The following is a 14,426-nucleotide window of genomic DNA, read 5'->3' on the forward strand; positions in this document are numbered from 1 at the left end:
GGTTTCCCCCTGTGAGAGTAGGACGTTGCTAGGCACATTAAAGTACAACTGATTTTATCAGTTGTACTTTTTTTATTGTTTAATTTTATTTTGATCTCTGCTTATTTTCAATCTTTAAGTGTTCATATTAAAATCATTTACATGTATACTTTATGAAGAATAGTATGCATTTTTTTGTCTCTGTGTTGTATTAGAAGTATTAAACTGGCGTTTTGTGTAACTTGTTGTTAAATCGTACTTAATCGATCATATATTCGTCGAATAAGCTTGAATTAAGTTGACAATAATATTTGAAACGGGCTAGTATTATAGGTGTATATAATAAATGAGAATGATTATCAAATATTAAGGAGGATTATTGTGATTAAGAAAGTTTTAATAAAGCCATGGTTAGTGGCTGTAGTTTGTTTGGTAGCTTTTATTCTGTTACCTCAAAATAGTGGTTATGCGGCAATGGCCGATGGTACATATTCGGTAAATTACCAGGTGATTAAGCCAGACGGTAATTCAGCTTCAATTGCAAATGATTATTTTGCTAAGCCGGGTACGATAATTGTGAAAAATGGGGAAATGACGGCACAAATTAAAGTGAATAATAGTAAGTGGATGACTAGTTTTTCAGCTAATACGGGTGGTAATAGTGTGGTGAGTTCAAACGCTTCAACTGATACAAGGGTTGTGCAGTTTAACGTGACAAGTCTGTCGAATCCTACGTTAGCGAAAATTAAAGTAGATATTGAAGATATGAATTATCATCATAGCTATAGTATTCGTCTGGCTTTCGATGAGTCTAGTGCTAAATTAGTAAGCGCAGCAGGATCAAGTTCAAATAAGTCTGATACAAGTTCTTCTTCAAAAGATACAGCAACCACAACAGCAGATGTAAAAGGAAAAGGTAATGTGGACAATCCTCAAACAGGAGATACTACACCTATTTTATTATTTGCTGGCGCATTTGCATTATCAGGATTTTTCTTATTACGACAAAGAGCTCTTAAAAAAGTAGAGGAGCTTTAATGAATAAAGTTTGGAAAATTATTATTTCTGCATTATTGATTGTATTTACGTTATTACCGAATTTTGCAGTAGGTGCAGCTTCAGCTGCTGATGCTTTGAAAGATGGTAAGTACGAGGTTGGCATTAAGTTTTTAGCCGATAGTACGGAAACGATCTCTAAAATGACCCATTATATCAATACTACGGCGCAATTAGAGCTTGTTGATGGGCAGATGAGTGCAGTTGTAGATATTACTGATAGTTCTTCATTTACAGGCTTTAAAGTGGATCAGAAGGGCGTTTTAACTAATGTAAAAACAGTTTCTGAAGATACAGCAAATAAAGTAAGAACTGTTCAATTCCAAGTACCTACACTTGATCAGAAATTAAATGCAGAAGTTACAGTCGAAGTTAAAGCTATGAACTATAAAAAGGAATATAAAGTACAAATCCAATTTGACCCGGAAAGTTTGAAATTGATTGAGCTAAATCAACCGGAGATTGTTGGAAAGGCAGTCAGTTTTAAAACAATTAGACCAGATAGTGCAGAGCTAATTGATTTTTCAAGATATCTTGGTACACCCGCTACTGTGACAAAGATTGCTGGTAAGCAATACGTGTATATTAATATTGTTTCAAGTAGCTCAATGATTCCATATTTACAAGCAGAGCAAAATGGAGTGCTTGTAAATATGGAGGAAGTGAGTCGTGATGATACGGCTAATACACGTGTCGTACGATTCCCAGCTACGGATCTTTCTAAACCAATTGCAGGTACTGTGAAGGTTACGGCTGGAACGCATGAAATGGAGTATAAATTCCGATTCCTATTCGATGGTGCAACAGTGGAAACTGTGGATCCTGAAAAAACAATTTCGGCAGATTTGAAGGGTAAGGATTATAGTGCAACTGTAAAGGTTACGGGGAAGGAAAGTTTCTTAGTATCTCAAAGCCCTGCAGTATCAGCTCTATCAGAAGAAGTTGGTAAGAAATATGTCAGCGTTACATTAGCTGAAAGTAGCAAGATCAAGGCTCTTAAAGTAAAGAAAAATGGTCAATATATAGAAGTTTCTAAAGCGAAGGTAAACTCTACACAGCGAGCAGCTACTGTAACTACTTATAAAGTTGAGGTTGCGGATTGGAACAGCAAGTTAGAAGCTGTTGCTGATATGCAAGATTCAACGACAGAAGAGTTCACTGTACAGCTTTCAAATGTAAAAATGACTCCGGTTGTTGGAGAAGATACAGTTGTTTCAAAAAATAATTTAAAAGATGGTCAATACACAATTCCATTTAAACTTTTGACAGACGGCACGAATGACCCCTCTGTTATGAATTCATATGTTAAACCAACAGCTTCTCTAAAAGTTGAAAATGGTAAACAGTATGTAGCAATGACATTGAAGAATGCTGAGTGGATTAAAGGCTTCAAAGTGGAACAGGGCGGTAAGTTAGTCGAACCAACTGTCATTAGAGATAACTTGAAAGCAAATGAAAGAGTTGTTCAATTCGAGGTAAAAGATTTAACAAAAAATATGGATGCATGGGTGAAGGTAAATGTACCTGAGATTAATTACGCCCATGACTACACAGTACAAATGCAGTTCGATTTGAATGGCATTAAATTAATAAAATCTAACACAGATTCTAGTACCATAACTAAGCCAAAATCAGATAACAACGAAACAACGGAAAAACCTGTTACTAATAATGAAGAAACAGCAGATGAAGAGAAAAAAAAACCAAATACAGCTATCACTACTAGTAATGACGTTGATGTTGAGTTTGATCGCAATGGGGATGTTACAAATATGCAAGATCCTAGTACGGAAACAGCAAAAGCGAGCAAAGTAGTGAATCCAAAAACAATGGATACAGCCAAACTGGCATTGTTACTTAGCATGATTGCAATTTCAGGGTACTTATTAGTTCGAAAGTATAAAGCAAGAGAAGCTTCAGAATAATGGATTTTAAAGTCTTGGCGAATTTTTTGCCAGGACTATATCCATTTAAATGCCATTATAAGGAGGACATTGCGACTTGATGAAACGAAAACGATATTACTTCTTCTTCATAAGTGTATTACTACTAGTGTTAGTGGGCTGTTCAGGTGGTAAAACAGAAAAAGAACCTAAAAAAACAGAAGAGAAAACTACCGGGGAGGCGAAGGAGAACTATAAACTCGTAGCTGGAACGCTTGCTATTGCGGAAATTATGGATGCTCTAGAAATCGATTTAATCGGTATTCCTACAACAACCAAGGACATACCAGAGCGTTATAAAGATGCAACTGAAATCGGCAATGCGATGATGCCTGATATGGAAATTGTTAAATCTCTGAATCCGGATGAAATTATTTCGGTAACTACTCTAGAATACGATTTATCAAAGGCATTTTCTGATATAGGTATCAAAGCACATTATATGAACTTACAAAGCATTGCAAATATGCAAAAGGAAATTTTAGCGATGGGTAAAAAATACAATCGCGAAGAGCAAGCAGAAAAACTATCTGCAAAATATGACGAGCAAATTGCTTTAATGGCCGAAAAGGTGGAAGATGTTGAAAAGCCAAGAGTGTTAGTTTTACTAGGTGTACCAGGCAGTTACTTAGTAGCAACAGAGCACTCTTATATCGGAAACTTAGTGGAATTAGCTGGCGGTACAAATGCTATCCAAGGGCAAGATGTTGAATATTTAGCTTCAAATACAGAGTTTTTACATGAAAGTAACCCAGACATTATTTTACGATTAGCACATGGGATGCCTGATGATGTCGTCAAGATGTTTGATAAGGAATTCAAAACGAATGATATTTGGAAGCATTTCGATGCTGTGAAGAATGACAAAGTATACGATTTAGAGGAAAGTGTATTTGGGACGACAGCTAATCTACAAGTGGATGCTGCATTAGATGACCTGTTCAACATTTTACACCCATAAGAATCGTGTAAAATATGAGCGAAAAGGTGACCAATATGCGGAAGAAAATGATTAGCTTTATCGCTGTAATAGCATTGCTCTTTGTGATGATTGTTTATGCAGCGACAACAGGTAGTGTCAAAATGGAGTTTTTGGAGTTTTGCAAAGCTTTATTTGATAGTAGTAATGAAAAGATTGCCGTAATTAAAGATTTACGTTTCCCACGAATCATCGTTGCACTATTTGCTGGAGCGGCACTTTCTGTCTCAGGGGTACTGTTACAAGCAGTGATGCGAAATCCACTTGCAGATGCTGGGGTAATCGGGATTTCAGCCGGAGCAGGATTAGCATCGACGGTGATCATTACATTTTTCCCAATGTTATTCTTTTGGTCACCACTGTTTGCATTTTTAGGTGGAGCATTTGCTTGTTTCCTAGTGTTCTCATTGTCATGGAAGTCAGGACTGAATCCGCTGAAGCTTATTCTAGTCGGGATTGCAATCAACGCGATGTTCACTGGTCTTAGAGAAATAGGCGGGTTTATGGGTGTTCCAACTGGTAGCTCAGTTACGTCAAATATAACGATGAAAACTTGGGCAGATGTCGATTTGCTCGTTACATACGGAAGTTTTGGCTTAATATTGGCATTATTGCTATATAAATGGTGCAACCTCCTTGCGTTACAGGATAAAACGGTGAAGAGTTTAGGCTTTGAGCTAGGGAAGGCACGTATCGTTATTGCAGCTGTTGCAGTATTATTAGCGGCGGTTTCAACTGCTGTAGTAGGTGTCATTGCATTCGTTGGTTTATTAGTGCCTCATATAGCAAGAAAGCTTGTTGGGACAGACCATAAAGTTTTGATTCCGTTCACAGCACTTGTAGGAGCATTGCTTATTTTAGTAGCTGATACATTAGGTAGGACGCTAGTAGCGCCTCAAGAAATTCCGGCTTCCACATTAATGGCCATCATTGGTGGTCCATTCTTAATATTCTTACTGAGAAAAGAGTGACGACAATGGAGTTAAAAGATATTTCCTTATCGCATGATCAAAAGACGATGCATCTAGACCATGTGAGTACGACGATTAAGCGTGGGAAGGTGACGACAATTATCGGGCCAAATGGCTGTGGTAAGTCGACACTTTTGAGCGTGATGTCACGTAATAATACCCCTTCCACTGGTACAGCTCAGTTAGCTCAGAAGGATTTAATGAATTATAAGCCAAAAGAATTTGCAAAGAAGTTAGCCATTGTCTATCAGCAAAATGAAATTCCGAAAGAACTAACGGTTGAAAAACTTGTAGCTTATGGGCGTATTCCACATAATCAAATGTTCAAAAAAGATGCGAAGAAGGATGAAGCCGCAATTCAATGGGCGCTAGAGAGCACGAAGCTTATAGACAAGAGCACGAAATCTTTAGAAGCCTTATCTGGCGGAGAAAGACAGCGTGTTTGGATTGCTTTAGCGCTCGCGCAGCAAACGGAAATTCTATGCTTAGATGAGCCAACGACGTATTTAGATATTTATTATCAGCTTGAACTTTTAGAACTTGTGAAACGCTTGAATGAAGAGCATGGTCTAACAATTGTAATGGTCCTACATGATATCAATCAGGCAATTCGTTATAGTGACCATATCATTTTGATGCAATCAGGTAAAATTATTGCAGAAGGTGCACCTGAGGAAGTCATTACAGAGCAACTCATTAAAACAGTTTACGGTGTAAAAGTGCTATTCAAAAATGACGAACCGTCTGCAGGTTTATATATTGTGCCGATAGGGATTTAGTAAATAAGGGGAGGAAACTTTGTGGAGGGAACAAAGAAAAAAATAAAAAAGAAGAAGACCGTTCTCCAGAGAGTGTTAACCATCGTCTATTTAGCTATATTTTTGTATTCAGCATATGAACTAGGCAGTTTGTTTAAAGAGTATTATGATAACCGTAAAGTAATAGCTGAGGCGCAGGAACTTTATGTAGCGCCCATTTCAGAAACAGCTGAAATATCAGCAAATGACGGTGGTATCCGTGCTCAATTTAAAAAGCTTTTAGATATTAACTCAGAACTTGTTGGTTGGCTAACGGTTGATGATACGCACATTGATTACCCCATATTGCAGGCTGAAAATAACGATTTTTATTTAAATCATAATTATAAAAAAGAGAGTAATTTAGCGGGCAGCATTTTCATGGATTATCGTAATCGTATTGAAGAGAATGATAAAAATACGATTTTGTATGGGCATCGGATGAAGGATGGTACGATGTTCACTCAGTTGAAAAAGTATTTGGAGCAGGATTTTGCGGATGCACATCCGAAATTCTACTATGATACTTTATATGAAGGATATGAAATTGAAGTATTTGCCGCGTATTTAACGACGACGGATTTTTATTATATCGAAACAGATTTTGATAATGATGATGAGTTTTTGGATTTAGTGAAGAATATGCGTGAGAAATCTGATGTTCAAACGTCTGTTAAAGTGGATGCTAAGGACCAAATTTTAACGCTTTCGACTTGTGATTACGGACCGGGTGAAAATAGAGGTCGTTTAGTCGTTCATGGCAAAATTGTTGAAAGAAAATAATGTTAAATACAAGCTATGACCAACCATAAAAAGCTGTTCCTTCATCGATATTATCGGTATTGGAATAGCTTTTTATTTATTTCAGAATACATAATGACTACGATATAATAGATTGAAAAAAAGTAGGTGGCTCTCTATGGCAGTAAAAAAATCATTAGTCATATTACTTCACGAGATTTATGGTGTAAACAATCATATGAAATATTATGAAGAAATTTTTTGTGATGCAGGATTTGATGTATTGATTCCAAATTTATTAGGTAGAAATCCTTTTGACTATAATCATGAAAAAGAAGCATATACGCATTTTATGGCAGAAGTCGGCTTTGAAAAATCGGAGTGGATGGTAGACCAGATTATTCGAGAACAAAAATTAGTTTACAAAAATATTTACATCGTTGGATTTAGTATCGGTGCGACACTAGCGTGGTTATGCAGTGAAAAATCGGTAAACGGTGTTATAGCTTACTATGGATCACGTATTCGTCAATATGTACACATTAACCCGACTATTCCTACTGCAGTTTATATAGCTAAGCAAGAAAAGTCCTTTGATGCTCGAAAGACTTTTGAGCAATTACATACGAAAAAACAAGTTTATGCCCGCTTAATAGAGGGACACCATGGGTTTATGAATCCTTTCGATAAAAACTTCGATAGGAAAAAGGCAACGGAATTAATAAATGAGAGTTTGACATTTTTACATAGATAAAATTGTCACTAATAATTCGATTTGTTATAATATATATAGAACAGAATGGAGTGATACGTATGTTTCTTCAAATTGAGCCACAGTCAGATGTACCGATATATATGCAACTAACGCAGCAAATTATTGAAGGTATTGCTAGTGGACAGCTGAAACCTGGAGAAGCTTTACCGTCTGTTAGATCATTCGCGGCAGATTTAGGTGTGAATATGCATACGGTTAATAAAAGCTATCATGAATTAGAGAAGAAGGGGATCGTACGTATTATCCCAAAATCGGGAGCAGTTGTTGCGGGTCCGAATGAATTAGGTGCGACGGATGTGCAACTGCAGCAAGTTGAGCAGATGTTACGACCTGTTGTGGCAGAAGGACTTGTCATTGGTTTAGGAGAGCAAGATTTACAACAGCTCATGCAGAAGTTGATAAAAAATCTGTCATAAAGGGGCCTAAAGGAAATGAATGGATTTATTTTTTCATTAGTAATGTTTGGTTTAATTGGTTTGTTACAAGCGTTTGCACCGTATTGGATTAAGGAAACGATTGTTTTTGGCGTAACGGTACCCGATCAAAAGGCTAATCATCCTGTTGTTAAAACATCAAAAAGGACTTATACTTTAACGATTTTAGTAATACTTAGCATTACAATGTTAGGCTATATACTGTGGGGTACAATTAGCTCGGTGAATGATGAATGGCTTATTTTTGTGGGCGTTGTTCTGCAGTTTATATTGATAGGTATTAGTATGGTGTTGTATTTTATAATGCATAATAAAATTACGAAGCTAAAAAAGGTGGAGAAGTGGGGAGCCGAACTGAAACAAGTGAAGGTAACAGATTGGTCCGTGCGGGCTCGTGATGAAATGTTACCAATGAGCTATTTTCTACTGCCAGTCTTTGTTGTAGTTGGCCTAATTATCTACACTTACGTACAGTACCCACTGCTACCTGAGAAAATTCCGATGCATTGGGGGCCTAATGGTCAGCCGGATGACTTTGCAGACAAAAATAGATTTTCAGTTATCGCATTACCACTTATTTTATTAACAATGCAGATTATGTTTGTGGGGATTATTGAGTTAACACGGCGTTCAGGCATTAAAATTAGTGCGACAAGAACAGAGCAGTCTATTCGCCAGCAACTAGGAATGAGAAAATATTCTAGCTGGTTTATGTTTTTAATGACGATGCTAATAACGATTCTCTTTAGTTTCCTGCAATTGATGACAATTCATAGTGGTCTAATTAGTGAAAAGGTTATGCTTGGGATGTTCCTTGGTTTTTTATTCATCACGATTGCTGGGTCGATTGCTTTTGCAGTGAAGTTGAGTAGTTTAGGAGATGCTAGAGGAAATAATTATTCGGCATCAGGTATTACAGATATAGATGAGGATCAGTATTGGATAGGTGGACTCATTTATTTTAACCGCAATGATCCATCCGTTTTCGTAGAGAAGAGATTTGGTGTCGGTTGGACGATAAATATGGCTCGCCCTATTGCCCATGTTTGTATTTTCGGACCTATTTTATTAATTATCTTAATTTCCATATTTGCATAGACATAAGAGCTACTAGGTGTGACCTGGTGGCTCTTTCGTTATAAAAAGGGGAATGTTACCAAAGTGGAGCAGGCTTGATGGGTAAAGTAGATGATGATAAAAATATATTAGAGTTCGTGAGCATTCGTTTGATGCGCACTGGTTATCAAGTGTGGAAGGCTGAAGATGCCATACTATAAATAGGGTCTGTAACGATTAATCACAAAAGCTTTGAAATAACAGCTGATTCAAGCACTTTGCGTATACCAATAAAATAATTTGAAGTGTTAGCTCTACTTGCCTCAAAACCAAATAAAGTTTTTTAGCGTACAAGAGAGTTAACGAAGGGTGCTTTTTTGCGTTGCTGTCCGTATAAAAAATTGTGCTCATATTATACGGGATCAAGTTTTATTAGTTTTGATCATAGAAAATTTTGGTATAATAAATAGATTAGAAAGAGTGGTGAATGGATAGAGTGTCGAATTGGTATAGTATTTTTCCGAAAAATCCATTGCTTAGTATTTCAGCTTGGATTTTTTTCTGTTTTGTCCCGCTCTACTTCGTCTTCCGTACAACATCTACATTAATTATATCTATTGCAGTTGCTGTTTTGGTTGTATATATTATTTGTTTTCGGTTTTCATATAGCACCAATAATGGTCTAGTTTATATGTGTCTTGCCTTAGAGATGGTGATTAATGCGGTAATGACAGTTCTTTTTGGCTATATTTATTTTGCCTTTTTTACTGCTTTCTTTATTGGAAATATTCGTCATACTATTGGGTTTTATATTATGTACGGCCTCCATATTGCGATGACTGTCGGTTCGATTATAGGGGGTTTCTTTATAGAAACAGAGCTATTTATTAAAGAGATTCCCTTTATTGTTATTGTCATATTTGGTGTGATATTAGGACCATTTTATTTATATAGCGCGAATAAACGTGATAAATTACAAGGACAATTAGCAACTGCTAATGAGCGTATTTCTGAACTTAGTGTTTATGAAGAACGTCAACGAATTGCTAGAGATTTGCACGATACTTTAGGACAAAAGCTTTCTATGGTTGGATTAAAGAGTGATTTGGCCATTCGTCTAGTTAAAAAAGATCAAGATGCTGCGATAGAAGAGCTTCGCGATATTCGTCAAACAGCTAGCATTGCATTAAAAGAAGTGCGTGAAATGGTATCAAATATGAAGGCTGTAAAATTACAGGATGAACTACTACATGTTCAACAAATTTTAACAGCAGCAAATATTAAAATGACTATTGAAAGTAATTCGGAGTTCCATCAAATTCCTACAATTATTGGAAATACATTAAGCATGTGTTTGAAAGAGGTTATAAATAACGTTGTAAGACATAGCAAAGCGACCGAATGTACAATTACCATCATACAAAAAGCCGATGTCATCCAATTGACTGTATTAGATAATGGTATTGGCATCTCTAGTATGAAGATCAAACCATCGAGTAACGGTTTAAATGGTATGAAGGAAAGAGTAGAGTTTGTGAATGGTGAGCTAGAGATTTCTGAACAAAATGGTACGCTAGTTAAGATTATTGTACCAAATGTTATTATGTATCAAAAAGAAGATTCAAGGCGGGATTAAAATTAACGCCAAGGCCCTTAACTAAGGGCCCATGTGTATTATTTATTTCCCGGTAAATACTTCTACCGAATAACTTTTTAATATATTACATTTTAATTTATAAGTAACTGCAACATTTTTTATAAGCAAATTTTTGTAATTAATGTTCTCTTCTTGGGAATTTTTTTACAGATGAGGTGATCAACTAAATCCTGCAAACAGTAAATTGCACTACTGTACAATTATGTGTAAACCGTCCCTAATTCATAGTAGCGGTTAGGAGGTGATTATGGTGGCATATGAACAATATTTGCCTGCTACAGTACTAACTCATGCAAAGCCTTTGAATAATAATTTGGTGATTCTTTGCATGGGGTTGATATAAGTGTCTTCGCCGATGCAGGTCATATTATTCATTAAAATGCTTTGCCCTTAACTTCAATTATGATAGTGAAGGAGCGAGTACCAATGCGTTATGTGAATGCACATGAAATTATACCGAAAAAGCTTTTAGCAGAAATTCAACAGTATGTTCAGGGTGATTTACTCTACATTCCTAAGCCTGAAAAAAGTCGGGTAAAATGGGGAGTACGTTCTGGTGAGCGTCAAAGATTAACTAAAAGAAATACACAAATTAGAGATGTATTTCGGAGCGGTTCAGCATTACAAAGCTTGGCTGATGAATATAACTTATCTGTTGAAACAATAAAGAAAAACATATATACAAAATAAGATTAAAGCTGTTTGGGCAACCAGATAGCTTTTTTATGTTGAATCTTTTCATGTAAGTTGAAATAAAGGAGTGAGATGGATGGAAGCCTTTATGAATGTAGAACAATATCAATTTTTAAAAAAGCAGGCTAGGAAAATGATAAATGCCTGTTCCAATACAAAAGATAAGCATGTCATTGAAGCAATGCAAGCGCTAGTGATGGAAAGTATTAATACGAAAATAGTTGGAATAACTGACGACAAATTATGCTTATTAAAGCCAATAGTAAATCTACAAACGAAGGAGCAGCTTGAAGATTTTTTCAAGACGATAAAGACCTACGTTACCCCATTTGAAATAATTACTGAAAAAAATATTAAAAAATTATTCCCAAAGGATAAAAAAATGAACATTCCTAATTTAAAGAGTATAGACTGGACAGAAATTTCTTATTTAAGTTGGTTAGATTCAGGGACTAATCGTAAATATATAGTGTTTAGAGATGAAAGTGGAATTATAGGTTTCCGTGGCGTATTCAGTTATTCTAATAAGAAGGGGTTTTGTACCATTTGTAACCAACATCATCAAGTAGGAATGTTCATGAGCTCCAAAAAAGGAAAAGCATTAGGCACATATGTAAAAAGAGGGAACTATATTTGTACTGATAGCACAGCATGTAATGAATCTCTTACAGATTTCACACGACTAACAGACTTTTTAAAAGTGATTACTGAATAAAGTTTGGGAAGTATATATGGGGAAAAATACTATTTTTATAAACTAACTAACCAGTAGGTGGTACTGGAAGATAGTTCTACATTTTGTTATGTACTGCCCTCTAACGAAAAAAATAGTAGTACCGTATGTGGGTGAGCCAATTCCCGAAATATAGCAAAGTCCATCGTCTATTCAAATCAAAAAAACTCCCGTGCTAAGAAATATTGCTTAGCACGGGAGTTTTTATTATTTCACTGTAAATGTTTTTTCCTCATGGTAATGAAGCTCTTTGCCTTTTTCAACATGAAGTGTCACTTTATAAGTACCTGCATCATTGAAAGTGTGATTTTCTTCATAAGTACCGTCTGTTTTTTCTTTAAGTGTTAGCCATCCAGCTTCTCCAGTACCTTCATTGACGATTTGGAAGCGAACTTTCGCGTCTGATAGAGCTGCACCATCATGCTGAATAGTGACGCCGAATTTAGTACTTTCACCCTTTTTCGCAGTCGTTTGAGAGAATGTCACAGAAGTATCGCCGTGAGCATGTTTATGTTCATGCGCTTCTTCTGAATCGTCATGCTTTTCGGTTTTCGCAGTTGAGCCTGCAACGTTCATATTAGCATCGACCATTTCATGCTCCTCGCCATTAGTGACGTGAGCAGTAATTTCATACTCTCCAGCTTCTTTAATCGTCATTTCAGCTACATAGACGTTATCTTTATTTATTTTAGTTTCAAGCATTTTGTCGGTGTTTGTATCATCATTTTCTACTTCAAACATTACTTCAGAAGCGTCCGTTATTATTTTTTCGCCCTGTGTTACTTTCACTTGGAATTCGACTTTGTCTCCAACTTCAGCGGTTTTTGGAACGGTTAATTCAGCTTTAAGTGCTTCCACCTTTGGCTCTGGTTTCACGGCTTTGTCCGTATCTTTACCTTCATTATCATTACAAGCAACAAGTGCCAAGCTTGAGATTAACGCTAGTGCTGTCAGTGTGATTTTTCGCATAAAAAAAACTCCCATCTTTTGCGTACGATTGATTGTACCAAAAAAGAAAAGGGAGTTTGCAAAATAAGTGTGAAGTTTTGATTAAATTTCTTTATTTCTTGTTAATAAAGCCGGTAAAGTCATGCCAAATAATACAAGTAAAATTCCTGCAATTTGTACCCAGGTTAAAGATTCATGCAAAACAACAACGGAAACGATGATTGCTACAGGAAGCTCCATGGCACTTAAAATTGACGCCATACCACCACCGACTTTCGGAACGGCAATTGTGAATAATAAAATCGGTAAAATAATCCCGAATAAACCAAGTGCCAAACCAAATTTCCATAGACCAGCACCAAATAGTTGTCCATTCCAAACAATTTCTGGTGTTAAGAAAATGGAGATTAAAACAAGTGCAAAGAATGACATAATCGTCATGCGCGCAATTGTTGATACTCCTTCAGTTGGTCTTGAATTAATTTGGATGAAAATCGAGAAACTAACTGCTGCAGCAAAACCATATACCCAACCTTGCCAAGCAATGCCACTTAAATCAACGTCTAAAATTCCTGCTGCCAAAATCGTTCCTGCAAATAGGAATATAAGCGAAATGACTTCTTCACGTTTTGGCAAGCGACGGCGCAATAAACAATCAATGAACATGCCAATCCAAGTAAACTGGAATAGCATAACAACTGCTAAGGAAGCAGGTAAATAATCTAAAGACTTTCCGTACACAATCCCTGTCGTACCTGTCAAAAGTCCCCCGAAAATTAATATGCCGAGTTTTTGTTTAGAGAGACTCGGTAATTTACGCTGCGTCAATATAAAAAGTAGCAACGCTAATGAAAAGCCAATAACGTACTGGCTAGTCACTGCTTCAGCAGATTCAAATCCATGTTGCATAGCCACTTTAATAATAGTGGACAAAATCCCGTAACTACTAGATGCAAGTACAATAAGTAGCGGGTAAATTAAGTTTTTATTCATTGTAACAACTCCTACTGTTGACCAAATTAAAATCAACCAAGAGGATAGTATAACATTTTTTGAGAGTTTGTGCAGAGTGAGGGAAGGAAAGCAAAAATATTGGTTGAACGAGTGCCTTCAGCGTTTAACTACAGCCAATTTAGATTTCCTGATATTAACAATTTTACATTCGGCTTTTGGAGCTTTACGCGAGTTCAGAAGAAATCCACTCTCATGAAGGGTAAAAATTCCATATACTATAAGTTATTATGGCTGTAATTCGTCGATTTATGTTCTTTCATTCAAATAAAAAACCTACCCTGTAATCAGAGTAGGTCGAGTCATAACAGTTGGGCTCTCAGTCATTGAAGAATGAGTTTGAGTCATAATAGTTGGGCTCTCAGTCATCGAAGAATGAGTTTGAGTCATAACAGTTGAGCTGAGTCATAGAAGCTGAGGCTCGAGTCATAACAGTTGGGCTCTCAGTCATCGAAGAATAGGTTTGAGTCATAACAGCTGAACGAGCGCCTTCAGCATTAACTCCATCCAGCTTCAGGCGCTAGCTGCTCGTGACGTTTCAGCCGGGAGCTCAAAGTCAAAGAGCGACTTTGGCTTCCGTCTTCCAACGTGTTTCGCAGCTGAACGAGCGCCTTCAGCATTAACTCCATCCAGCTTCAGGCACTAGCTGCTCG

General features: G+C 36.6%; 14 protein-coding genes. 12 read left to right on the plus strand and 2 right to left on the minus strand.

What is annotated here, in order from left to right:
- Window positions 1–360 precede the first annotated feature (360 nt).
- The 12 genes from isdC (at window position 361) to JFL43_RS21590 (ending at window position 11,796) form a co-directional block, all read left to right on the plus strand.
- The gene (gene isdC / locus JFL43_RS21535; protein ID WP_200750635.1) at window positions 361–1,017 is read left to right on the plus strand and encodes a heme uptake protein IsdC; all 657 of its coding nucleotides are present in this window, start codon (window positions 361–363) and stop codon (window positions 1,015–1,017) included.
- The gene (locus tag JFL43_RS21540) at window positions 1,017–2,960 is read left to right on the plus strand and encodes an NEAT domain-containing protein (RefSeq protein ID WP_200750636.1); all 1,944 of its coding nucleotides are present in this window, start codon (window positions 1,017–1,019) and stop codon (window positions 2,958–2,960) included. The genes isdC and JFL43_RS21540 overlap by 1 nt, the downstream gene beginning before the upstream one ends.
- A gap of 79 nt (window positions 2,961–3,039) precedes the next feature.
- Window positions 3,040–3,939, plus strand: coding sequence for a heme ABC transporter substrate-binding protein IsdE (gene isdE, locus JFL43_RS21545; RefSeq protein ID WP_200750637.1), 900 nt, complete (start codon window positions 3,040–3,042; stop codon window positions 3,937–3,939).
- Between the two features lie 35 nt (window positions 3,940–3,974).
- Window positions 3,975–4,928, plus strand: a complete 954-nt coding sequence (locus JFL43_RS21550; protein ID WP_200750638.1) for a FecCD family ABC transporter permease — start codon at window positions 3,975–3,977, stop codon at window positions 4,926–4,928.
- Window positions 4,929–4,933: 5 nt separating this feature from the next.
- Complete coding sequence (locus tag JFL43_RS21555; protein ID WP_200750639.1) at window positions 4,934–5,707, plus strand: ABC transporter ATP-binding protein; 774 nt, start codon at window positions 4,934–4,936, stop codon at window positions 5,705–5,707.
- 21 nt (window positions 5,708–5,728) lie between these two features.
- Window positions 5,729–6,508, plus strand: a complete 780-nt coding sequence (gene srtB, locus JFL43_RS21560; protein ID WP_200750640.1) for a class B sortase — start codon at window positions 5,729–5,731, stop codon at window positions 6,506–6,508.
- 136 nt (window positions 6,509–6,644) lie between these two features.
- Entirely contained in the window at window positions 6,645–7,220 is a 576-nt protein-coding gene (locus JFL43_RS21565; RefSeq protein ID WP_200750641.1) for a dienelactone hydrolase family protein, read from the plus strand.
- A gap of 59 nt (window positions 7,221–7,279) precedes the next feature.
- A complete protein-coding gene (locus tag JFL43_RS21570) occupies window positions 7,280–7,657 on the plus strand; it encodes a GntR family transcriptional regulator (protein ID WP_200750642.1) in 378 nt (125 codons plus the stop codon).
- 15 nt (window positions 7,658–7,672) lie between these two features.
- Window positions 7,673–8,773 carry a DUF1648 domain-containing protein gene (locus JFL43_RS21575; RefSeq protein ID WP_200750643.1) on the plus strand — a complete coding sequence of 367 codons (1,101 nt, stop codon included), beginning with the start codon at window positions 7,673–7,675 and terminating at the stop codon, window positions 8,771–8,773.
- Between the two features lie 445 nt (window positions 8,774–9,218).
- Window positions 9,219–10,367 carry a sensor histidine kinase gene (locus tag JFL43_RS21580; protein WP_234447953.1) on the plus strand — a complete coding sequence of 383 codons (1,149 nt, stop codon included), beginning with the start codon at window positions 9,219–9,221 and terminating at the stop codon, window positions 10,365–10,367.
- Between the two features lie 447 nt (window positions 10,368–10,814).
- Window positions 10,815–11,078: a CD3324 family protein gene (locus tag JFL43_RS21585; RefSeq protein WP_200750644.1), complete on the plus strand. Its 264-nt coding sequence runs from the start codon at window positions 10,815–10,817 to the stop codon at window positions 11,076–11,078.
- Window positions 11,079–11,157: 79 nt separating this feature from the next.
- Window positions 11,158–11,796, plus strand: coding sequence for a FusB/FusC family EF-G-binding protein (locus JFL43_RS21590; RefSeq protein ID WP_200750645.1), 639 nt, complete (start codon window positions 11,158–11,160; stop codon window positions 11,794–11,796).
- A gap of 225 nt (window positions 11,797–12,021) precedes the next feature.
- Here the strand turns inward: JFL43_RS21590 and JFL43_RS21595 are convergent, their stop codons facing one another.
- Both JFL43_RS21595 and JFL43_RS21600 read right to left on the minus strand, forming a co-directional pair.
- Window positions 12,022–12,783: a FixH family protein gene (locus JFL43_RS21595; RefSeq protein WP_200750646.1), complete on the minus strand. Its 762-nt coding sequence runs from the start codon at window positions 12,781–12,783 to the stop codon at window positions 12,022–12,024.
- Window positions 12,784–12,864: 81 nt separating this feature from the next.
- Window positions 12,865–13,755, minus strand: coding sequence for an EamA family transporter (locus JFL43_RS21600; RefSeq protein ID WP_200750647.1), 891 nt, complete (start codon window positions 13,753–13,755; stop codon window positions 12,865–12,867).
- Between the last annotated feature and the right edge of the window lie 671 nt (window positions 13,756–14,426).

Source organism: Viridibacillus soli (assembly GCF_016612995.1).
GTDB classification, from domain to species: Bacteria; Bacillota; Bacilli; order Bacillales_A; family Planococcaceae; genus Viridibacillus; species Viridibacillus soli.

Excerpts from the sequence above, each read along its gene's own strand:
- JFL43_RS21540 (WP_200750636.1), top strand. The coding sequence starts at position 1,017 with ATGAATAAAGTTTGGAAAATTATTATTTCTGCATTATTGATTGTATTT.
- isdE (WP_200750637.1), top strand. The coding sequence starts at position 3,040 with ATGAAACGAAAACGATATTACTTCTTCTTCATAAGTGTATTACTACTA.
- JFL43_RS21550 (WP_200750638.1), top strand. The coding sequence starts at position 3,975 with ATGCGGAAGAAAATGATTAGCTTTATCGCTGTAATAGCATTGCTCTTT.
- JFL43_RS21555 (WP_200750639.1), top strand. The coding sequence starts at position 4,934 with ATGGAGTTAAAAGATATTTCCTTATCGCATGATCAAAAGACGATGCAT.
- JFL43_RS21565 (WP_200750641.1), top strand. The coding sequence starts at position 6,645 with ATGGCAGTAAAAAAATCATTAGTCATATTACTTCACGAGATTTATGGT.
- JFL43_RS21570 (WP_200750642.1), top strand. The coding sequence starts at position 7,280 with ATGTTTCTTCAAATTGAGCCACAGTCAGATGTACCGATATATATGCAA.
- JFL43_RS21575 (WP_200750643.1), top strand. The coding sequence starts at position 7,673 with ATGAATGGATTTATTTTTTCATTAGTAATGTTTGGTTTAATTGGTTTG.
- JFL43_RS21580 (WP_234447953.1), top strand. The coding sequence starts at position 9,219 with ATGGATAGAGTGTCGAATTGGTATAGTATTTTTCCGAAAAATCCATTG.
- JFL43_RS21585 (WP_200750644.1), top strand. The coding sequence starts at position 10,815 with ATGCGTTATGTGAATGCACATGAAATTATACCGAAAAAGCTTTTAGCA.
- JFL43_RS21590 (WP_200750645.1), top strand. The coding sequence starts at position 11,158 with ATGGAAGCCTTTATGAATGTAGAACAATATCAATTTTTAAAAAAGCAG.
- JFL43_RS21595 (WP_200750646.1), bottom strand. The coding sequence starts at position 12,783 with ATGCGAAAAATCACACTGACAGCACTAGCGTTAATCTCAAGCTTGGCA.
- JFL43_RS21600 (WP_200750647.1), bottom strand. The coding sequence starts at position 13,755 with ATGAATAAAAACTTAATTTACCCGCTACTTATTGTACTTGCATCTAGT.